The organism is Paenibacillus mendelii (genome assembly GCF_024498075.1).
GTDB classification, from domain to species: Bacteria; Bacillota; Bacilli; order Paenibacillales; family Paenibacillaceae; genus Paenibacillus_Z; species Paenibacillus_Z mendelii.
Genome location: NZ_JANHOF010000009.1, coordinates 66,634 through 88,376, shown reverse-complemented (window position 1 = coordinate 88,376; position 21,743 = coordinate 66,634). Strand labels below are relative to the sequence as shown.

General features: G+C 51.5%; 17 protein-coding genes and 1 pseudogene. 5 read left to right on the top strand and 13 right to left on the bottom strand.

The window, feature by feature from the left end:
• Positions 1–2 precede the first annotated feature (2 nt).
• From NNL21_RS23770 to NNL21_RS23760, 3 genes are read left to right on the top strand one after another with little or no spacing between them, the layout of a single operon-like run.
• Positions 3–194, top strand: a complete 192-nt coding sequence (locus NNL21_RS23770; RefSeq protein WP_256555435.1) for a GerAB/ArcD/ProY family transporter — start codon at positions 3–5, stop codon at positions 192–194.
• A gap of 27 nt (positions 195–221) precedes the next feature.
• On the top strand, positions 222–860 hold the full coding sequence (locus NNL21_RS23765; RefSeq protein WP_256555434.1) for a GerAB/ArcD/ProY family transporter: 639 nt from the start codon (positions 222–224) through the stop codon (positions 858–860).
• A gap of 9 nt (positions 861–869) precedes the next feature.
• A complete protein-coding gene (locus NNL21_RS23760) occupies positions 870–1,085 on the top strand; it encodes a hypothetical protein (RefSeq protein ID WP_256555433.1) in 216 nt (71 codons plus the stop codon).
• 178 nt (positions 1,086–1,263) lie between these two features.
• Here NNL21_RS23760 and NNL21_RS23755 read toward each other — a convergent pair.
• The 5 genes and pseudogenes from NNL21_RS23755 to NNL21_RS23735 form a co-directional block, all read right to left on the bottom strand.
• Positions 1,264–1,401: pseudogene (locus NNL21_RS23755) on the bottom strand (glycoside hydrolase family 125 protein); the annotation flags it as partial.
• Positions 1,402–1,416: 15 nt separating this feature from the next.
• Positions 1,417–3,852: a glycoside hydrolase family 38 N-terminal domain-containing protein gene (locus NNL21_RS23750; RefSeq protein ID WP_204821054.1), complete on the bottom strand. Its 2,436-nt coding sequence runs from the start codon at positions 3,850–3,852 to the stop codon at positions 1,417–1,419.
• A 30-nt stretch (positions 3,853–3,882) separates the two neighbouring features.
• The gene (locus NNL21_RS23745) at positions 3,883–6,186 is read right to left on the bottom strand and encodes a glycoside hydrolase family 3 N-terminal domain-containing protein (protein ID WP_204821055.1); all 2,304 of its coding nucleotides are present in this window, start codon (positions 6,184–6,186) and stop codon (positions 3,883–3,885) included.
• Positions 6,187–6,463: 277 nt separating this feature from the next.
• Complete coding sequence (locus NNL21_RS23740) at positions 6,464–6,625, bottom strand: hypothetical protein (RefSeq protein ID WP_204821056.1); 162 nt, start codon at positions 6,623–6,625, stop codon at positions 6,464–6,466.
• Between the two features lie 166 nt (positions 6,626–6,791).
• The gene (locus NNL21_RS23735) at positions 6,792–8,030 is read right to left on the bottom strand and encodes a hypothetical protein (protein WP_204821057.1); all 1,239 of its coding nucleotides are present in this window, start codon (positions 8,028–8,030) and stop codon (positions 6,792–6,794) included.
• A gap of 271 nt (positions 8,031–8,301) precedes the next feature.
• Here NNL21_RS23735 and NNL21_RS23730 point away from each other — a divergent pair, with 271 nt between their 5' ends.
• Both NNL21_RS23730 and NNL21_RS23725 read left to right on the top strand, forming a co-directional pair.
• Positions 8,302–8,604: a phasin family protein gene (locus NNL21_RS23730; protein WP_204821058.1), complete on the top strand. Its 303-nt coding sequence runs from the start codon at positions 8,302–8,304 to the stop codon at positions 8,602–8,604.
• A 14-nt stretch (positions 8,605–8,618) separates the two neighbouring features.
• A complete protein-coding gene (locus tag NNL21_RS23725) occupies positions 8,619–10,286 on the top strand; it encodes an ABC1 kinase family protein (RefSeq protein ID WP_204821059.1) in 1,668 nt (555 codons plus the stop codon).
• 86 nt (positions 10,287–10,372) lie between these two features.
• Here the strand turns inward: NNL21_RS23725 and NNL21_RS23720 are convergent, their stop codons facing one another.
• The 8 genes from NNL21_RS23720 to NNL21_RS23685 form a co-directional block, all read right to left on the bottom strand.
• Complete coding sequence (locus NNL21_RS23720) at positions 10,373–12,178, bottom strand: alpha-1,3-galactosidase-related protein (RefSeq protein WP_204821060.1); 1,806 nt, start codon at positions 12,176–12,178, stop codon at positions 10,373–10,375.
• Between the two features lie 58 nt (positions 12,179–12,236).
• Positions 12,237–13,670 carry an alpha-L-fucosidase gene (locus tag NNL21_RS23715; protein ID WP_204821061.1) on the bottom strand — a complete coding sequence of 478 codons (1,434 nt, stop codon included), beginning with the start codon at positions 13,668–13,670 and terminating at the stop codon, positions 12,237–12,239.
• A gap of 51 nt (positions 13,671–13,721) precedes the next feature.
• Positions 13,722–16,049: a glycoside hydrolase family 95 protein gene (locus tag NNL21_RS23710; protein ID WP_204821062.1), complete on the bottom strand. Its 2,328-nt coding sequence runs from the start codon at positions 16,047–16,049 to the stop codon at positions 13,722–13,724.
• Between the two features lie 13 nt (positions 16,050–16,062).
• Positions 16,063–16,878 (bottom strand): acyltransferase domain-containing protein, encoded by an 816-nt coding sequence (locus NNL21_RS23705; protein ID WP_204821063.1) that lies wholly within the window; start codon positions 16,876–16,878, stop codon positions 16,063–16,065.
• A 21-nt stretch (positions 16,879–16,899) separates the two neighbouring features.
• The gene (locus NNL21_RS23700; RefSeq protein ID WP_204821064.1) at positions 16,900–18,096 is read right to left on the bottom strand and encodes a Gfo/Idh/MocA family protein; all 1,197 of its coding nucleotides are present in this window, start codon (positions 18,094–18,096) and stop codon (positions 16,900–16,902) included.
• Between the two features lie 101 nt (positions 18,097–18,197).
• Positions 18,198–19,817, bottom strand: coding sequence for an extracellular solute-binding protein (locus tag NNL21_RS23695; protein WP_204821065.1), 1,620 nt, complete (start codon positions 19,815–19,817; stop codon positions 18,198–18,200).
• Between the two features lie 23 nt (positions 19,818–19,840).
• Positions 19,841–20,734 carry a carbohydrate ABC transporter permease gene (locus tag NNL21_RS23690; RefSeq protein ID WP_204821066.1) on the bottom strand — a complete coding sequence of 298 codons (894 nt, stop codon included), beginning with the start codon at positions 20,732–20,734 and terminating at the stop codon, positions 19,841–19,843.
• A 14-nt stretch (positions 20,735–20,748) separates the two neighbouring features.
• The gene (locus NNL21_RS23685) at positions 20,749–21,639 is read right to left on the bottom strand and encodes an ABC transporter permease (RefSeq protein ID WP_204821132.1); all 891 of its coding nucleotides are present in this window, start codon (positions 21,637–21,639) and stop codon (positions 20,749–20,751) included.
• Positions 21,640–21,743 lie beyond the last annotated feature (104 nt).

The following is a 21,743-nucleotide window of genomic DNA, read 5'->3' as shown; positions in this document are numbered from 1 at the left end:
AGGTGATACAGTTGATTGAGAAAGGTAAAATATCAGGGTTTCAGATGGTGCTCATGATGCACCCGACGATCATGGCGTCTGGACTAATCCTCATGCCTTCGCTCACGGCTATATATGCAAAGCAAGATGCTTGGCTATCACCCATTATTGCCTCTATTATTGGGTATTTGAATGTGTATCTTGCTATCGATTGAGCAAGTTGTATCCCAAACAAACGATGGTTGAATACAGTCAACGCATTATCGATACAATACCTGGAAAAATCCTCGGACTCTCTTTTTATTGTTTTATTTGCACTTGAATGGCACGGTTATTCGGGAATACGGGGAGTTTATTCATTCTTCGTTTCTTGTTCAAACTCCGATCGTGGTCATTATGGGGAGCATGGTTTTCGTCAAAACAAAGGAATGAAATGGGGTTTATATGCTGTGCATCTTGTCGTCCCTACTTTTATATTGTTTGATTTTATTCCTCTATTATTATTCGGCGGGATTACTGGCAGCATCACTTTTCCTATGATTAACGCTACTCGGTTTATTAGCATTGCCAATCTTTTTGAACATCTTGAAGCGATTGTAATGGCGATTTATGTTGGTGGTGTTTTTATCAAAATTTCCGTGTTCTTATTTGCCATCTCTCTTGGAACTGCCCTATGGTTAAATATTTCCGCATACCGTCCTATCGTAATGCCTATTGGTTTTTTGCTCTTATTGATCAGTATGTGGTCTGCCGCTAACTTACAGGAATTGGCCAATTTTTTCGTAACAACGACTCCTTTTTATGCGCTAACCATACAAACGATGATACCGTTATTGTTACTCGCGATTGCTCTGATAAGAAAGAAGAGCAGTCGTGAGTAAATCAGCTTTTTGGCCGTGATAGTGATCTGCTCCATCGTCCCCTTTATGACTCTTCGATCATCAACCGTAATTGTCGTTGACAACACCCGATTAGCACCATTCTCGGGTCATATCGGGAAGTCGAGCGAGTACAACGGCATTTATTTGTTCGAATTAAAGAATGCAACGGCCGAGCAGGCGCTGGCTTCTCACAAGTTTCTGTCGTCGTTCCTCCTCGAAGGATGAACGACGACAGCATCACGCTGACCAGCACCTTCTACTGTCTGTCGAAATAAAATAAACCACTCACATAAGCCGAGCCGGATCCAGATCTGTCCCTGAATCCGGCTCGGCTCTTCATAACCAAAATGACATTCAGGCTATAGTCAGCCTGAATGTCATCTTCCATTTTGAAATATAGGATTTATGCCTGGTTCTCCAATAAGCCTCTGTCCAATGCTTTCAGAACCAGCTGGGAGAAGATACTATTCGACCATGCGAGCCAGGAGCGCGTGAACACGGCAGGACCATCGGCATGGAAGCCTTCATGCATATATCCCGTTTGTGGACGGACCGATTACTTAACTCGCCAAGCCAGAATGCCGGCATTCATCCCTCGGCATGCTTCCAGCGCCGCAGCCGGCTGCCCGTATGCTTCTCCCCAAGCGATGAAATAACGGAATTCGTAAAACCCGCCCAGCGTTGCCCGGAAGTTCGTTTCCCAGTAATTGTTCATTGGCCACGCATACAAGTGAGCCGGATCGTCCTGCAAGCCCTCGTCCCCTTGCAGCAGACGGAACTCGTGACGGAGCGAGCCTAATTGAATAAGAGGTGTGTCCGGCATCGCGATGGCCACGCCTTCATTCTCCGCAACATAGACTGCCCCCTCGTCAAGGCAATAATAGTCGATTAGACTGCCTGGCAGCTGGTCGATGCGCGGACGGACAGGTGCCTGCAGCTTATCGATCCACAGCTCCTGTTCACCTGCCCGGATCGGCGCTCCGAAGGGAATCGAGATATAGACGTTTTCCGGATCCCAGACACTCTCCTTATGCATGCGAACCGCCACATCTACACGCGGCTTGTCGGCGTACCCCGTCACCAGCAGGGAATAGTGCGAGCAGCCATTGACGTTATAAGTGAGCCGAACCGTGGCGTACACGTCTCCTTTGTCGATGATCTCAGCTTTGACCAGTTCCCCTACAGACACGGTCGCGTCGGGCCCTTTGCGATTGCGCCCCATTTTGCGGCGGATATCATTCATTTCTTCGACCTTAGCCGCTTTCGTCACGTCATATACGGGACTGAATGCATGATGATTCCGATCCGGGCGAAGCATCTCCTGGCCTGTCCGCTTATCCATCCAGGAGGTAATGCCATCTCCCATCCTCCACTCAATCCTAGCAAACGGGGTATCCATTGAAGTATATGTCACATTCAAAGCAGCAGCTCTATTCGGATCTTCGATATCCAAGATTCTGTCTGACCCGAGCAAATCGGCTCCAAAGGCCGTAACGCCACCAGGCTTGATCACCGGTCGAATCCGAATCGTTCGCTCTTCCCCCGGCTGCAGCGTTACCGGAATCGTAACGATAACTCCCCGTGGCGCTATCCTTAGCTGGGAAGGGTACACCTCGCCGCTTTCCTTATCAACCACTTCGAAACCGCGTTTGATCTCGTCATGATGCCAGAACTCCATAATGAAATGCGCATAATCCTCCTGCACATAAGAATATGGATTGTGAATTCGAAACAGCAGCGGCCGGTCCGGGGCGAGCAAAGCATCCCCCTTCGCCTCCAAAATATCATACAGCGCGGTATGGGCGAGCGTACTTGCATTCGCCGCGAAGGCATCTTTACGGACGCCCAGCTCCTGCACGAACGGGTTCCATGGCTCCGAAACGGATGAATGGTAGCCCCAAGTGTGCTCTGCGAACAAGACTAATTCGTCTTCTATTCGCTTAATGTCTTCTTCTTTGATGATCTCGCGTTTCGGATCCAATTGCCTTACTTTCTCATACACGCGCTGCGCCTCCCGAAACACTTGCACATGCATCGGCGTCGAAATCGTTCCATCCGTCCACCAATCCGGCCAGTCTCCACGGTACACCGGGATATCCACTTCGGATTTGCGCACTTCTGCAAAGAAGTCATCCAACGTAGCCGGTTGAATGCGAATCGACCCGCCATGTTTCTCGTTCCACTTATGGACGAACTCCATCATCAATGGGTTGGGGGAACCGTTGTCTGTAGGCAATCCAGACAGCATGACCGGAACGAACAGGAACGGATAACCGTCCTTCTCCAACTGCTCGAGGTAACGGAGGATCCGGATTTCCGCTTGCTCAAACGAAACGCCCCGAGACGTATCCAGCTCGTCGCGAATCGTATAGGAACCGCCAAGACCCGGCATAATGCCCAGATCATTGCCGAATACATAATGCTCACCGCTCCAGGTTAGAATGCGGTCTCCTCCAGGCGTTTCCCACCAGAACGGAGTCTGCTTCTTCCGCAGCGGAAACATGGAGTGGTGCGTGTGAATACAGGTAATCAGATTCTTGATCCCCTTGTCAGCCAATACCTGTCCATATCCCCAGCCGAAACCGGTTATATCCGCCGTCATCGCGGATTCAACCTTAACATCAATGGATTGCGCATAATCGCAAATACGCTTCAGCATGGCTTCGAGCAGCTCTTTGCCGACCAGTTCGCTCATGTTCAGGTACGTTCCGGATATACCGAAATCCCCTTGCCGGAACGCCTCGGCAAGCTCCTCCCGTTCGCTGTCCGTTGCCTTGCTCAGGAATGACTCTATCGGCCAAAACGTTTCGCATACCCACTTGTACCCTTGCCAATCCGGTCGGTTGCCCGAACGGATCTCCCGTACAATGGTTAGTGCTTGTCGGATAAAATCAACGTGATATTGCCGGATTTTCTCTTGACGCTCGGTATAACCGACATCAGTATGTGAATGCTGGATCGCATAGATTGTCCAATTCTTAGGCTTCGTCATCACGGTTCTCCTTTATGAGTCCTTCAGTATTCATTCTGCGGACGCTTGGTCGACATTCAATGCCGCTTCCAGCAAAGCGGAGGAAGCTCCTCCTGCCAATATTGTAAACAGGCCGGGCTCAACAACCCGTTGTAGCGATTTATTCACAAATCCGAGCTGTTCCGGACCAATCGTAAAGCTGACCGTAGCCGCTTCCCCCGGCTCCAGCGCAATTTTCTTAAACGCCTTCAGTTCCATAACCGGACGAGTCACTGATGCCACCTCGTCTCGAATGTATACTTGCACGACTTCTTGACCCGCCATGGCTCCCGTGTTCATCACTTCAATCGAGACCGTAGTTTCACCATCGGCGGTTATCCGATCGGAGGCGACGGACATCCGGGAATAAGCGAATGTTGTATAACTCAATCCGTACCCGAACCGATATAACGGCTCATTATCCATCTCCAGATAACGCTTGCCGTTCGTTCGCCGGTGATTATAATAAACCGGCAGTTGCCCTACGCTCCTGGGCACCGAGATCGGCATTTTTCCCGACGGATTGCAATCGCCGAACAAGATATCCGCTACCGCATGCCCGCCTTCTTGTCCCGGATACCATGCTTCCAGCACGGCGTCGATATGTTCGGCTATCCAGGGCTCGCTGACAGGCCGGCCGTTCACGAATACGACGATGACTGGAACACCCGTCGCATGGATGGCCTTCACCAATTCAAGTTGTACGCCCGACAACCGCAAGTCCGTCCGATCCACGCCTTCGCCGGAATCCATGTCGGAATCGCCCTCCGTCACCAGATTAGCTCCTGTCACGGGATCGATTGTGTTGTCTCCGAACTGTCTGGCGCTGGAACCGCCCACGACGACGATCGCGGCTTCTGCCGAACGGGCAGCTTCCAGCGCATCAGCAAAGCCGGATCGGTCATCTCCAAGAATTCTGCATCCTTCAGCATAGGCAATTTCAACCTCCGCGCCTACCTTGTCACGTATACCTTGCAGGATCGTAACGATCGCTTCCGGCGGCTGTGGTGATGTATAATCGCCAAGCTGATTGTAACGATTCGCTGCATTGGGACCAATGACGGCCAATTTGCGCAACGATTTCGATAAAGGGAGCGTCCGTTGGCGATTGTGCAGAAGGACGATTCCTTCTTGGGCTACCTTCAGCGCAAGCTTGCGATGCGCATCAGACCCGACAACTCGTGCTGCACGTTCCGGATCGGCATATGGATTTTCAAACAATCCAAGCTTGAATTTAATCGTTAAGACACGTGATACCGCTTGATTCAGAACGTCCAAGGACACTTTGCCCGAATGAATGGCCGAGCGCAAATGAGCTTTGAATACCTCGCCCGACATCTCCATATCGACGCCCGCTTCCAGCGCCATGGCAGCCGCTTCCTCACCGTCTGCGGCAACGCGGTGACCGCCCGCCAGCATCCCGAGCGCACCGCAATCGGTAATGACGAACCCGTCGAAGCCCCATTCATCGCGCAAAATGCCGGTTAACAGATCCCTATTCGATGTGCATGGAATCCCGTCGATCTCGTTGTAAGCCGTCATGACCGACATTGCCCCGGCCTCCACCGCTTTCTCGAACGGATACAGGTCCTTCTCGCGAAGCTCGATCGGACCGATATGCACAGGGGCGCCATTGCGCCCGCCAACGGATGCGCCATATCCGGCAAAATGCTTGATTGTCGCCGCAATACCGCGCTCAGGAATCGCCCCCTGCATCCCCCGGACCGCTGCAGTCCCCATCGCTGCACACAACATGGGATCTTCACCGAATGTTTCTTCCGTTCGCCCCCATCGGGGATCGCGCACGATGTCGAGAATAGGCGAATACGTCGCTGCCCCGCCTCTTGATCTGGTTTCCTCCGCCACGGCAGCATTCGCCTGCTCGAACAATTCTGGATTCCACGTACTAGCTGCTGCTATCGGTACGGGAAAGACCGTACCTCCGATCGACATATGCCCATGCGCGCATTCTTCGCCAAACAAGATCGGGATGCCCAGACGTGTATGATTCATCGCGAGACGCTGAACGTTGTTCACGGCCTCGGCGCTTTCTTTCGGCTGCAGTCCGGTCTCGAGCGTAACGCCCGTCCATGGGTCGGCACGCAAAAAACCGTAAAACGATCCTACAGCGCCAGTGACGATCATTTCTTTATACTCCTCGACCATCTTCAACTGTCCATCACTTCGCGTACAGGCTTGCCAGCCGAACAGTTGGACCAGCTGTCCTATTTTTTCGTCGATTGTCATCCTGCCGAGCAGGTCCTTGACCCGATCTCCAACAGCTAGTGATGAATCCTGATATGGATAATTCTCCATAGTTATACCTCCAAGTAATGCCGTATATATGAATCATGAGTTCTTGTTTCATTGTACTAGAGCAAGCCTGCCAGGTCTTTGAACGTAAAAGTCTACTTTTTGCATAATCAGGACAGATTATTGCTATTTCCTTTCATAACTTATTTCATCTAATATCCGCCCGTGAATACTTAGCCATATATCACGATCCCTTTTACATGGCAATGAATGAAAAGAAGGAGGAGCTCCCTAGGGACCTCCTCCAAAATTGCCATATGTCTTAGCCGCTATTCGTCACTTATAAATAAATATCGCTGTTCCCTGCTTGGATAGTTACTTCAGATGAATTGTTCCCGTTATTTTCATTGCCGTTGTCATTATTTTCATTTCCATTATTACAAGCCGATAGGACAATTAACAGGATTAAGCTTAAAGCAATCACATAGCCTTTTTTCAACATAAGCCCTCCTCAATTCGTATACTGTACATCTTTAATATAACATACTTACCCACATTTTATCTGAATAGAACAGATGCTGAATAGGACCGCTGTCGTTAAACAGCGGCCCAGGTATTCACTCTATCGATTCCACTGCAAGAAGCGGCTATGGCCGCATGGCCGGCGCTTACATACCGGAACCGGATGTAAGCTCGGCATCCAGTGCATACAGCTTGCCTTCACCAGGCAGGAACGTACCAGAGATCCTTCCCTTCTGCCGTTCGAAGTTGGTCGGGACAGGTTCACCCGTCTCCTTGGAAATCTCGGCAACGCCGGCAACGGACGATGCCAGCAGGAAGTCCAGCGTCTTGCTCTCCTTGAGCGATTTGTTGACCACCATCACATAAGGCTTGCCTGTATTCTGATCGTTGAAGTAGGTCACGATGGCCGATTCACTGCCATCGGCCAGCTGCCAGAAGAAATTATCCGGAATCCGTTCCACCTTCGGCGGAACTACACTTCCGCTATGGTATACCTCCATCGCATCCAGGTGGATCAGCGTCCTCCCCAGCTGCTTCATCTCGCCGTTCAGCTGCTGGAACGGCTCATAGAGGTCGGTCTTGTTGCCTTCCGGGTCGATAATCGCGATCGAGAACGGCTCTGACCGGTCAGATGGCGTCCAATAGGTGAACCAGGTCACATACTTGAAGCCGTAAGCCAGATAGGAGTACACGCTGAACCGCATATCGTCGGCACTCGGCCGCCGGTACCCGTTCTCCACGCCGATCGATTGCAGGTAGGAGGCCGTCTTGATCCCATTCTCCAGACCTGCGCGGCGGATCACATCGGCGTTGTAGTAATAGTTCTCGTTGAATGTATCATGAAGCAAGAATGGATAATTATCATAGGACAAGTAGCGCAGCCGATCAGCGCCGGCCTGCCTCACCCATTCTCTGATGTAACCGCTCTCATAAGGTTCGTCAGCAACCTGCGGCAGCAAATTAACATAGGGTGTCTTCTTAGGATCAAGCTCAAGCAGCTTGTTATACTTGCCTGCCATCTCGCCGAGCTGTGCGATGATCGGCTCATCCTTGATGTAATAGCCGAATGTCGCAGCGTGTCCCTTGTACGCCGCAACCATATCCGCCATGTCCTGATCGGAGCCGTGCACGCGCGGATCGGCGACGGATAATTTCAAGCCGTGGCGCTCCGCCAGCTCGAGCATTCTCAGATTGCGCTCCTCCGTGTCCAGCCCGGAGCCAAGCACGTTCTGAACAAGATCTACGTTCGCTTCTGCTATGACTTGATATTGGTCATCATTCGTATACTCCCAAACCGGCGGCCAGAAAATTCCGATCAGGAACTCTTCTTCTGCCAGCACCTCCTTCGGCTTAGGGGCTTTGCTTGCTGCGTCGATCGTTTCCATCCGTGCTGCCTCTCCTTTCATTACTGCGGCCAGATGCAGAAAGCCAGCAATCGCTTCTTCTGCCTGACCGCCCCTTTATGCAAAATAATGACAATCCCCCTTATAATGCCATATTCTATACACACTTGGATAGTGGCTAGCTTCACAAAAAACGCCCTATGTTCCAGCTGCTGAAGATAAATGGATGAAAAGGTAAGATTTGATACACCATTATATAGACAGTAAAGTTTGATGAACGATGTCCAATTCATAACAAGGAGCCGTGAAAGTAATGAGAGACACCATCAACAAAGCCATCTCGCTTGGACTTGGAATTGCCATTGCGAGCAAGGAGCAGATTGAGAAGACGGTCGAAGAGCTGGTCAAGAAAGGCGAGATAAACCGGTCAGAATCCATGGATTTAGTGGACGAACTCATGAAGAAGGGAGGAGAGGCGAAGCAGCATATGGAGACGGTGGTAAGGGAACGGGTAAACGGCATGCTGGGTGAAAGCCGTCTGGCTACCAAGGAGGATATCGCACGGATCGAACAGCGTCTTGACGCATTGGAACGCAAAGACTCTAGCGAGGACTAACAGGAGGCCGCCACATGAGCGCAGGAAAACGGATTCGACAGCTGCAGCGGTACCGGACGATCACCTCCGCTTTTGCTCGCAACGGACTTGGGTATGTCTATCAGGAAATGGGACTGACCCAGAAGCTATTCCACCGCGGGAAAGAGAAGGAGATGCGTGGAACGTCCATCGGTGAGCGTATTCGTCTGCTGCTGGAGGAGCTGGGTCCGACCTTCGTCAAGCTGGGGCAAATCGCAAGCACGCGTCCCGACTTGATCCCGCCCTCTATCCTGTCCGAGCTCGAGCATCTTCAGGATAACGTGCCTCCATTCTCATATCGGGAAGTATCCGGCATTCTTGAGAAGGAGCTGGGGCTGCCCGTTAAGGATCTGTTTCTGCAGTTCTCCGAAGCTCCGCTCGCGGCTGCCTCCATCGGGCAGGTTCATCATGCCGTATTAATGGATGGAACAGCCGTCGCCGTCAAGGTGCAGCGTCCCGGTATTCAAACGCTGATTGAAACGGATCTGGACATTCTGACGGACTGGGCTAGATTAGCCGAACACCGATTGGAGTGGGCGCGAAACTATCGGCTGCGCGACGTGGTAGAGGAGCTCGGACAAGCACTGCGCAGGGAATTAGACTACACGGCAGAAGCGCGCAATGCCGAGCGGTTCGGCAACCAGCGCGCAAGGTTGAAGGATGTCCGGGTACCGGCGATTTACTGGGATTACAGCACAAACCGCATACTAACGATGGAGTACTTGGAAGGGATTAAGCTATCCGATCATGAGCAGCTTGACCGGGCCGGTCTGGACCGCAAATTGCTCGCAGAGCGTTTTGCCACGACCATTCTTCATCAGATTCTGGTTGAAGGCCTCTTCCATGGCGATCCGCATCCCGGTAATGTGCTCGCACATGAGGACGGCGGGCTTGTCTTGCTTGACTTCGGCATGGTGGGACGGCTGACTCCCGGAATGAAGAAAAATTTTGCATCGTTTGTCATCGCCTTGCGGAATCAGAGCACCAAGGGCGTTATCCGCGCGATTTCCAATATGGGGGTGGTCCCCGAAGATGTGAACAAGGAATTGCTGCACGCGGATGTAGACGAATTGCGGGAAAAATATTATCAGGTGCCGCTGAATCAAATCAGCATGGGAGAAGCCGTTCGAGACTTATTTTCCGTGGCGCTCCGCCATCGGATTCGGATTCCAACGGAATTGACTTTGCTTGGGAAAGCCCTTCTGACGATGGAGGGAGTGGTAACGGCACTGGATCCCGCATTCAGCGTCTTTGACGTGGCCGAGCCGTTTGGGACAAAGCTGCTGCTCAAACGACTGAGCCCCATACAGATGCTGAAGTCGTGGCTGGAGGATCTGCCTGAATATGTGGATCTGCTGCGTGAAATACCGTCAGGTGTGAAGCAATTGTCTTCACTGATGCGAAAAGGTCAGGTACGCGTAGAAGTTGCGGTTCCTCAGCTGGATGCCTTGATGATCAAAATGGATCGAATCAGCAATCGCTTATCGTTCAGTATTGTCTTGCTGTCGCTTAGTATCGTGATGGTTGGGCTGATTATCGGCTCAGCCTTAAGCCATTCCGATACGCTGCTGTGGCGGATTCCCGTCATTGAAATCGGTTTTGTGATCGCCATCTTCTTGTTCGTCTGGCTCATCTATGCCATATTTCGTTCCGGGCGATTCTAGAGATCCTGCAGCAGCCTGCCCTTCGGTAACCTGCTGCATCCCCCTAGAAACTTTGTCCACCGCACAATTCTGCCCGGGCTCATTGGTTATTTTCCTCGAAACGTAACGACGAAAGGCTGCGCGGCGCCGACCATGACGTCTTCTTCCGTCATCGATACCGCTGTTACGGTTGCAGCTGTCCCGCTATCGAATGCATTGTTCGTTATCCGCACTTCGCTGCATGCCAACAATTGAACATGCGCTTTGCGGTCCATCCCGGACTTTTCTGCCGCACGGTCGCCAAAGGTTATGCGATTGCCGGATAAGATCAGATTTCTCGCGCTCTTGGCATTCAACAGCTGCGGACCCGCCATCTCGATATCGTTTCCTTCTATCGTAATATTGCAGTGGACAGGGCTGCCCGCGGATACGACGGTATTCTCCGGATGAATGAAGATGACGGGCTCATCCCCCTCCCCGCAGGAGATGATCCGGTTGCCCCGCACATGAACGTCCTGCACCATACCGGACTCAAACCAGCTTGCCGCATCGTCGGCGATCAGTACAGCGCTCATTTGCGTTCCTTCGAAAAGGTTATCCTCAATAATCACCTTACGGCGAGTCGTGACCAGTACCCCGCGAGTCGGTATCCTCTTGAAGTGATTACCTTGGATATGCACCTCGGGCGTCCAGGTGACATTCTCGATCACGTCTCCCTCCGCCATGTTCTCCGGTAAGGGTTCGTCCAGCGTCAGCTCCATTTCCCGCAGGGAGATTGGAGATACAGCAACTACCGTACATGTTGCATAAGGAGTTAACTTGCTTGCTGAGATAAAATCAACCACATCCCCCTGCTGGAACGCTGGGAATCCGTAGCTCTGAGGGTGCATGAACCGAACGCGGATAGAGCGGTCGGCCTCAGCCTTGCCCACGATTCGCAGGTGGGTTCCGTGAACGTTGATCGCATCGTCATGAGCTCCCTCAAACACGCTGCCGGTGATCGCAATCTTCCCTCTATTCGCCGAGAAATGCATGAAATCGGCAAATGCCGCTGCCGTTCTTCCACTGGATGGATGAGGCGCAAGCCGTAACCGGTCGAATGTCAGATTCTCGCTAAGCTGTCCGACGATTCCAAGGCCATGCATATATCTCATTCCGACATTGCGCCATACGATATTCCGGCAAGCGACGATCAAGGTGCCGACCTGGTCCCGGATCCCGTCACGCGTTTGAAAGACATGTCCGATTTCCGTACGCGGAGCAGACGGGAACGACAGCCGAAGCTTGCCGGTCTCTATTTCTTCAACGTGACTGGCCAGTACCGCTGGATTGGGCACTCTCCATGTCCGATTGCTGCATGGATCATATTCCTGCGCAGGCCCCTCCGAGCAGGTCCACCCTTCGCCGGTCCAAATCAATTTCCCGTCCTGCAGCATATAGGGCGAATCCGGATGAACCTCCACGTCCCAATGACGCTCGCCAATTGCCGTGATTCGCATTTCAGAGATCGTAGGGCGGGCATAATCGATATGCAGATTCCGTATCTCCGCATCGGCGCAGCCGTCTAGAACAAGCGGCGTCATCTTTCCATGAAACAGGAGCAGCGAGCCGTTGCCTTCCAGGCTGAATCGGCTCGCTCCCTTGAACAAGAGGCCGATCGTCTTGGTCGGATCGGGATTCTCTTGTTCGCTGGCCGTGTTCGATACGTAATAGACCTCTTTCGATGCGTGATCCGGATATAAATCATAGCGTCCTTGCGGAAAATCAATGATTACGGGGCCCTTCACGGCGGAAGCAGCATCGATGGCCGATTGTATGGCCTTCGTCGCATCCTCGCCGGTATCCGGCCTTGCTCCAAAGTCGGTTACCCGAAACACGGCTATCGGTTCGTTTTCTGCCTTATTCGTTTGCACTGACAACATTCATCCTCTCACAAGGAAGCCCGTACGCTGCCCGTTATTTGGTCACTTCTCAGCCGTTAAGTCTGCTGTCGTAAACTTCAAAGGCTTGAAGCGTCGGGTACCACCGCGACTCGTCGATGACGAGCCGAATTCGCTTGGCCGCCACGCGATCGAAACGGCAAATATGCTTGTATCCGATTATCCGTCCTTCATAAATCGTCTTCCAGGTCTCTCCCTCAAGGCCTTCCAAGCGGAACCGTTCCACCCGCTGCCCTTCCCGGATATTCTCCATCAACACGACCCGGTCAGCATGCACTTCGCGGCCGAGATCCATTTCCAGCTCCGCCTGCTCTACGCCTTCCGGCGGACACCAATAGGTATCCACAGTGCCGTCCGTCACATGCTTCGCTTGATGTGCTTCATCCTTCGTATCCGATGCCTTGACTTCGGCACCCGCCGCAAGATCGGTCCGGTAGGCTGCGGCAATCCGCTGCCCGAGTTCACGCAATCGGCGAACGTCATTCTCATGAATAAGCCCGCGCTTATCGGGAGGGAGGTTCAGCAGGAAAGAAGCATTGCCGCCAACCGTTCGTTCATACAGGTCCGTCAGCTCATCGAGCGACTTCACCTTGTCATCCTCCGTAGAATGGTAGAACCAGCCTGGACGGATCGACGTATTCACTTCGGACGGATACCAGACCACCTCATCCACTCTGGCAAGAACTTCGCGGCTTCCTAGATCCTCCTCCTGCGAACCGACCCGCTCGGCGAATTTCCCATCGTCCACCTGCTGCGAGTTTTCCTGAATCCGCTCATTGTCCCGCATGCTGGCCGGTACAACGCTCCATTCCGCGCTGCGTGTATGCCCCGCTTCATTGCCGCACCAGCGGACGTCCGGGCCGCAGACGGAGATGACGGCATTCGGCTGACATTCACGAATAATGTCATAGTAAGCATCCCAATCATAGACTTGTCTCTTGCCGTTCGGCCCTTCCCCGCAGGCGCCATCGAACCATACGCAGAAGATGTCCCCGTAATTGGTAAGCAGCTCCCGCAGCTGATTGACAAAATAGACATTATAGGCGGGTGAATCACCGTACTTCGGCTCATGACGGTCCCACGGCGACACATAGATCCCGAATTTCAAGCCGGCCTTCTGACAGGCTTCAGCCACCTCTCGGACCAAGTCACCCTGGCCATCTCTCCAAGGACTATTCTTGACCGTATGATCCGTATACGAACTTGGCCACAGACAGAAGCCGTCATGATGCTTGCAGGTCAGAATAAGCCCCTTCATTCCGGCAGATTGACAAGCTTCTACCCATTGTGAAGCGTCCAGCTCGGTCGGATTGAATAGTTCCGGGCTTTCGTCGCCCAATCCCCATTCCCGGTCCGTGAACGTATTCACCGTAAAATGGATAAAGGCATAAAACTCCATCTGCTGCCAGAGCAGCTGTCTTGCTGCAGGGGTAACCTGAGCCGCTTGTTTAATTGATACGCTCACTTTCTTACGCCTCCTCTTGCTTACTCTTATCCGATGTATCCGGTGTATCCGTTATCCCGTCTCAACCTGCGATATGCTAAGCCTATCAGAAAACGCGACATAATACCTTCCGCCCGCCTCGGTATCCATCGTCATCACTTGACCGCGATATACTACCTTGCAGGCCCTGCCGCTCAATGAAACGATGATGCCTTGCTTCAAGATTCCATCCTGCCATTCGATATCGACTTGGAACCCGCCGCGTGCTATAAGCCCCGTCACTTTCCCCTCTCTCCATGCCCCAGGAAGCGCGGGAAGCAGCTCCAGCTCACCCGCATGACTTTGCAGAAGCATCTCGGCCATCCCTGCAGTGCCGCCGAAATTCCCGTCAATTTGAAAAGGAGGATGATTGTCGAATAGATTGGGAAGGGTCGACTTCTGCAATAGCATCTCCAGGTTAGCAAGCGCCTGATCGCCATCCTTCAATCGGGACCAGAAATTGGTGATCCACGCACGGCTCCAGCCCGTATGGCCCCCGCCATGCCGCAACCGGTATTCCAGTGACTTCCGCGCGGCTTCCATCCGTTCAGGCGTGGATGCATAGGTATACTGCGCTCCTGGGTGAATGGCATACAGATGGGAGATATGGCGATGACCGGGCTCGACCTCCTCTACAGGCTCATACCATTCCAATAAGCGGCCATCCGAGCCGATGCCGGACATGGCTAACTCGGTCCATACTTCCATCACTTGTTCGGTGAATTCATCCTTGATCTCCAGCTCCCGCGCAGCTTCAACCACGCAGTCAAATACATCCCCTATGATTTGCTGATCCATGGCCGGGGCCATGCACAAGCTTACGCCCGTGCCATTGGACGATAGATACGTATTTTCCGGCGAAGATGAAGGACCCGAAACCCATTGCCCGGTCTCCGGATGTCTCACCAGCCAGTCCAGGAAGAAGAGCGCCGCTTCCTTCAAGATCGGGTAGGCACGCTCCGCCAGAAATGCTCGGTCCCCGGTAAACCGGTAATATTCCATGAAATCCCGAACGCACCAACCCGCACCCATAGGCCACATGCCATACATAACTGCGCCAAGAGGCGCAGTAAATAACCACGCATCGGTCGTGTAGTGCGCCACGAAGCCCCGGCAATCATACACTTCACGCGCCGTCTTGCTGCCCTCCTCAACCAGTCCTTCGATAAGATTAAAATAAGGAAGATGGCATTCCGCAAGATTGGTCACCTGCGCAGGCCAATAGTTCATCTGCAAATTGATGTTAATGTGATAATCGCTGTCCCATGGCGCCTTCATATGGGGATTCCATATGCCTTGAAGATTGGCCGGCATCCCGCCCGGACGGCTAGAAGAGATGAGCAGATATCTGCCATAATGAAAATACAACGCCAGCAAATCCTGATCCCCGCTGCCTGGCTGGAAAGCTTCCAGTCTCCGGTCTGTCGGAATGGATTGTGCGAGCGGTGACTTCTTGAGCTGAAGCGCCGCGCGTCTAAATAACCGCTGATGCTCGTGAATATGCTCCCTCTTCAACTGCTCGTACGGCTTCTCCATGGCCTTCCGCAGATCATCCTGGCACTGCTCGAACAAATCATGACGCAAGGGCTCCATCGGTTTGGCAAAATGATAGTCGGTGCGAACAGCCAGGTACAGAGTCAAAACATTGGCATCGCTTACAACAAGGGCTTCCCCATCCTCCCTGACCGTACCTCCCTCTGCCGACGCTCGCAGCACCCCGGTGAATTTGACACCCGGATGTGTCGTTCCATGCATAGCCTGCGCGGTAAGAACCAGTGCGTACTGATCCTTGGCCTCGATGATGGCTTCCTCGTCACGCGATAATTCAATCCGTGTGTTGATAGGTCCCTGGCCATCCGTGTACCAGCGAATAACAAGCACTTGATCGGTCGCGCTTGAGAACGCCTCGCGATAATGGCGAACTCCCGCTTGAAGGTAAGAGACGGTCGCCACAGCCGTATCCAAGTCCAGCTCTCGTCTGTACTGGCTTAACGGCTGATCTTCGGAAGCCTCATGAGGATGGAGCCATAAGTCTCCGAACGGTTGATAGCTTCTGGGACCGGTATGCGGAGAGAGCACCTTCTCCTGAACCAGACGCTCCGCCTCTTCGCTTCTACCCGCGAACAACAGCTCCCTAGCGTCGCGAATCGCCTGCTTCGCCCCCGGCTGATGAACAGGAACCGGCGGGCCGGCCCATATGGACTCTTCATTGAGCTGATACCGTTCCGTGGGATAATCGCCGAACACCATGGCCCCGAGTCTTCCGTTCCCGATCGGCAGCGCCCGGTTCCAGCTTTCTTGCTCATCCCCTGTACGCCACGTTGATGGACGGTCATACCATAGCATCGTATTTTCACTCATCTCATGGAAGCTCCTAACGTATTGGATTCAATTTGATTCCATAACCGCAGCCCAGCTTGTTACCGGCCTGGAGGAAGGCTTTCGCAGACCGCTGCAGATAGGTATGTTCTTCGTACTGGCCGTAATCTGCGCGAAGCTGGTTAAATATACGTTCTTCCGCTTGACGCGACTCATGATCGACATCATAGATGATGAAATGCTTTTGAAATTGCAGGATGTTTGAATCCGGTGTTAAGACTCTGTTTAATTCCGGATATAGAAGCCAGGTATGGCAAGTGAATATAGGCGTTATCCCTCGGAAGAACGTACTGGCCCGTTCGAAGGATTCCTCTACGCTCCGGGGGTCCAACGGCTCGCCGGATGGGATATGGACATTGAGTACAAGCTGATTGTTAAAGAGGGTCCTTCCCTCTACTTCCAGCGTGCGCTCAAAGGGAAACGGCTGGAACTGTAATCGGCCTACGCGGAATAAACGAAGCTGAATATGCTCCTGCAGCCAATTGTACTCTTCAATGCCATATTCGTCATAATCCCGTTTGCAGGTCATGCACCAGATCTGAATGTCGTGAAAGGTATCGAAATAGATCCCATCGTCAATACCCCTTCGTTGATACTCTTCATATGCGTCTACCGCAAATCTCACGAATAAGTATAAGAACAGCTGCCGGTAGCGCTCAGATTGCTTAACATTCTCGAAAAAGGAGTATCGATTCGCGTAAAATTGCCGCTTGTAAGCTTGATATTGCCATTCGTCCATTTGATACTCATATATAATCCGCTGCGCATTCGGATCAAGCTTGATCCCTTCGCAAAATTGCTTGACATCCAACCGAAAGGCCCCCTCTTAACGTTAACGATTCATCCATTTTCCATTTGTAAAATCAGGTATAGCGACCGGATGGCCTCCCATCGCGATCGAATCCTCGGATAACGTCGATATGCACATCCAAGCAGCCATATCATAGACGTCGATAGGCGTTTGCGTACCTTTCCTTACGCTATCGAAGAAATCAGCCAGCACAAGCCAATCCATGCCGCCATGGCCTCCCTTGACCCCTTCTTCAATATGCTTCTTCCACAGCGGGTGGTCATATTGTCCTCTATAGCCCTCCACATTGCCCCATTGATCCTTCCAGTCAAAATGATGCTTATCATGCGTTCCGTCGATATAAATCGAAAGATTCTCCTCCGTGTACATTCCCTTTGTTCCTCTTACCGTAAATCCTCTGGAGTAATACCGTGGCAACGTCGTATCGAGTGTAATGGTAATCGTTTCGCCGTGCGCGCATTTGATAATCGTCGTTACAATATCGCCTTGCATCATATCCGTCTTGGCCAGCTCGGAATTCTCGCCCTTTTCTCTCTTGATATATTCCTGCAGCCCCTTTGCCTTAGAAGCCATGGACACCAGAGATACCATCCGGTTACCATGATTAATCCCTAGAATTCGAGCGATGGGCCCAAGCTCGTGAGTAGGATAGTTCTCGCAATTACGATGAATATAATTGTTTAAGCGGTAGTGTCTATTCTCATTGCCATTCGCAACTTCTTCTCTCAAATCATGATGATATCCGCCTGCGCAATGCACAATCTCACCGAGTACACCTTGCTTGACCATATTCAGAACCATAAGCTCTTCTCTGCCATAGCAGCAGTTTTCCAGGAGCATGCAGGGCACTTTGGTTCGTTCGTAGGCTTCTACCAATCTCCAGCACTCTTGAATCGAATAAGCTCCGCCTACCTCACTGGCCACATACTTCCCAGCTTCCATAGAGGCGATCGCAATATCCGTATGAACAGCCCAAGACGCGCTAATGACGATAGCCTGAATCTCTGCCCGTGCCAGAACCTCGGCATATTGCGTCGTAACGAACGGCCGATACCCTTGCGCTTTTTCAACCAGATCCGCTGCCTGCTCTCCTCTGTCTGCATACAAGTCACATACGGCAGCGACCTCAACCTGATCCATCTTAAGAATGACTTGATCCAGAAGCCCCATGCCGCGTCCGCCTAATCCAATAACGCCTACCTTGACCGTTTCTCCCATTCCTGTCCAACTCCTTTGGGTTAATCGCTTTCCTACCTTAATTATACAGGAACCCCCGCTATATAATGTAACAAATCCGGGGGTTCTGCGGTCTATGAAAATTATTTAATGGAAGCCGCTTTCTCGTTCATCATCTTCAGTATGGATTCGTAGTCTCCCATTTTCTTAATATCCTCTTTATACTTGTCCCATTCATCGAAGCTTTTCTCGCCGATGATGAATTTCGTCACCATCTCGCTCACATACGTGTCAATCGGCGTCATCGTCTCGTTGCGTTTCGCCTGTTCTTCTTTACTCAGGAATATTTTTGGCGCTCGATCCAGCGGCGCAATGGACTCCGGTCCGCCGTATTGATTCGTCGCGATGAAGGTGATTTCTTTCATATATTTGCCGTCTGCATAGAACGGCATCGGCTTATATTTCCCGATGTCGGAGCCGAATTCCTGCGGCGTGAAGACAATCCCGGAGCGATTATCCCCGCCGGTTCCGAACGGATCCAGCGCCTTGGAGGGAATCTCCGCATTCATAATTTCCGGCAAGAAATACTTCTTGCCATCCTTGATCTCATACGTCTTTCCTTCGATTCCCCAGTTGACGAGATCGATCATTTCATCCGAATATTGATAATCGATCATCTTGACGAGCAGCTCCGGATTTTTCGCCTTCGCAGAGATCAGCACGCCATTATAGGGCTTGATGATTTTACCCGGCTCAACCGATTCCATCTTCCACGCTTTACCGTATTTCGGGTTATTCGGGAGCAAGGCAGCGCCCCATTCCATGGTGCCTTTCGCCATGCTGTTAAATTCATCTCCGAATCCGTACCAAGAGAGCGGAATCATAAAGGACTTGACCGTCGTCACCTTCTGCTTCACCTGATCGTCGGACTGCGTAATAATCTCGGGATCGAGCAGCTTCTCCTTGTACAGCTTGTTCACGAACATAAGCGATTCCTTATACGCATCGGAAACCGCGCCGTAGGTGAACTGAGTGCCATCCCAATAGATGCCGCCGTTTGTATGGTTCGAGTATAGAAATCCTTCCTCCACCTTCGGCCAACCGAATGAATTGACCGGATAGCTGTCCGGGTACAGCTCTTTCAGCTTTTTGGCTGCGGCGTAGAAGTCATCCTGCGTTTCCGGGATCTTAATGTCATGCTTCTTGAAGATGTCGAAGCGGTATAGAGGTCCATAGACGGAACCTTCGTTATTGTCCATGTTGGACCAGCCGTCGCCGAAGAAATACATATTGCCCTCCGGCGTATACATACTCGTCTTGACATAGGGAGTGGATTCAAGAAACTTGCTGTAATTCGGCGCTTGATCCAAATATTTGGAAATATCGAGAACGATGCCTTGTCTGCCATATTGAACCGCCAGCTCTCCCCCTGAATTGGTCATAATATCGGGAAGATCGCCGCTTGCCAGTGTCAGCTTGAACTTGTCTCCATACTCGCCCCAAGGTATGTACTTCCAATCAATGTCCAATGGACGGCCGATGTAGGCTTCCATTCGCTTCTGCCATTCCTTCTGAATCTCGGTGTTCTCCGGTATCGAGCCGAAGGTGCCGGCCATGATGGATAGCTTCAGAGGCGCCTTGTCATCGCTTGTTTCCGAGCCCTGATCCGTATTAGACGAGCAGCCGCTAAGAACGACCGCGAACAATAACAGCAATACGGCCGCAGACGAGCCTGCTAATTGGATTCTCTTGAACATTTTCATTCGTTCTACCACCCTTTCGAATTTTAGCCCTTGATCGAACCGATCATCATACCTGTCGCAAAGTGCTTCTGCAGAAAAGGATACAGCAGCAGCATAGGTACGATGGTCACGATAACCGCCGCCATCTTAATATTCTTGCTGTGAACCTTCATATCGCTCATCATTTTAAAGGTTTGTGCATTCATAGCCGAGTTGTCCGTTTCGATGATCATTTTCCGCAAGATCATCTGAATGGGGTACTTGTCCTCGTTATTCAAATAAATTAAGGCATCGAACCATCCGTTCCACGCGCCTACAATCCCGAACAAGCCGAATGTCGCAAGCAGCGCTTTAGATATCGGCAAATAGATTTGGAATAGAATCCGAAAGTCATTGGCCCCGTCCATATAGGCCGACTCACCCAGCTCCTTGGGGATCGTTCGGAAGAACGTTCGAAATAGAATGACATTGAAGGCGGAGATTGAACCTGGAATTACCATCACCCACAGCGTATCCAGCATATGCAGCTTGCGGATCAGCAAATAGGTGGGAATGAGCCCGCCTCCGAAGAACATCGTAATCGTCAAGAAAATAATCGTGAACTTGCGCAGAACGAAGTTCTGCAAGGTGAGCGGATAGGCCATCATTGAGGTTAACAACAGCATAATAAACGTGCCAACCCCTGCATAGATGACCGTATTCCCAAACGCGGTAAGCAATTTCGAATCGGAGAGGATATATTTGTAGCCCTCCAGGTTAAATCCGCGCGGAATCCAGCTGACCTCCCCCTGTATAATCATTTCCGGCTTACTGAGCGAGACCGCTAATGTGTTGACCAGCGGATATAACATGATGATGCATAAGCCAATTAAGAATAGATAATTGCCGGCATCAAATATTCTCGAGCTTAATCCTGGTTTGTAATGCTTCCTGTTCATAGCCACTCTCCACCCTACCATAAACTCGTTTCGGAAACCTTCTTGGATATCCAGTTCCCGCCCGCCACAAAGGCAAACGCGATGACCGAGAGCATCAGCCCTACGGCTGTGCTGTATTCATACTGTGCCCCAAGGATCCCTTGACGGTAAACATAGGTGTCAATCACATCCGCCGTTTCGTAAATATTCGGATTGTACATCAATATGATTTTTTGGAAATCCGTCCCGACGACGCTTCCGAGCGACAAAATAAACAAAATCGTCGTTGCGGGAATAATGGCCGGCCACGTTATATGCCACAGACGCTGCCATCGATTGGCCCCGTCAATCGTAGCCGCTTCATGAAGAACTTCATCTACACCAGACAGAGCCGCCAAATAAATGATCGTTCCCCAGCCAACCCCTTGCCAGATGCCCGATCCGATAAAGAGCGTTCGGAAGTATTCCGGCTTGGCCAGGATCGGGAACGGTTCGCCTCCAAACCAACTAATGATTTGATTGAACAGACCGTCAAGCGCGGTGAACTCCTTAATAAACCCGACAATGATCACGACCGACAGGAAGTGGGGGAAATAAATGATGCTCTGTACGGATCGTTTGAAAAACTTGTTCTTCACTTCATTTAAGAGCAAAGCCAGAATGAGCGGAGCCGGGAAGCTCCAGAATAACGAATAGATACCGAGCAGGAACGTGTTCTTTATTAACCTTGGACTTAACGGATTGTTAAAAAAAGAATAGAAATGCTTGAGACCTACCCATGGGCTGTTGAAAATCCCTGCTGCAACATCATAATTCTTGAATGCGATTAGGATGCCATAGATGGGAAGATATTTGAAAACGATTACAACAAGTAAACCGGGCAGGATCATCAGGAGCAGGTTGCGCTGCCTGTAGCATTGGGTCATAAATGATTTCAATGTCCTCCTCCTTTCCTTCGTTCTGTTATCAGCGTAATTCGGTGCTAGAGGGAAGACAAGAAACGGAACTTTATGCGAACGTCAGTTTTTAA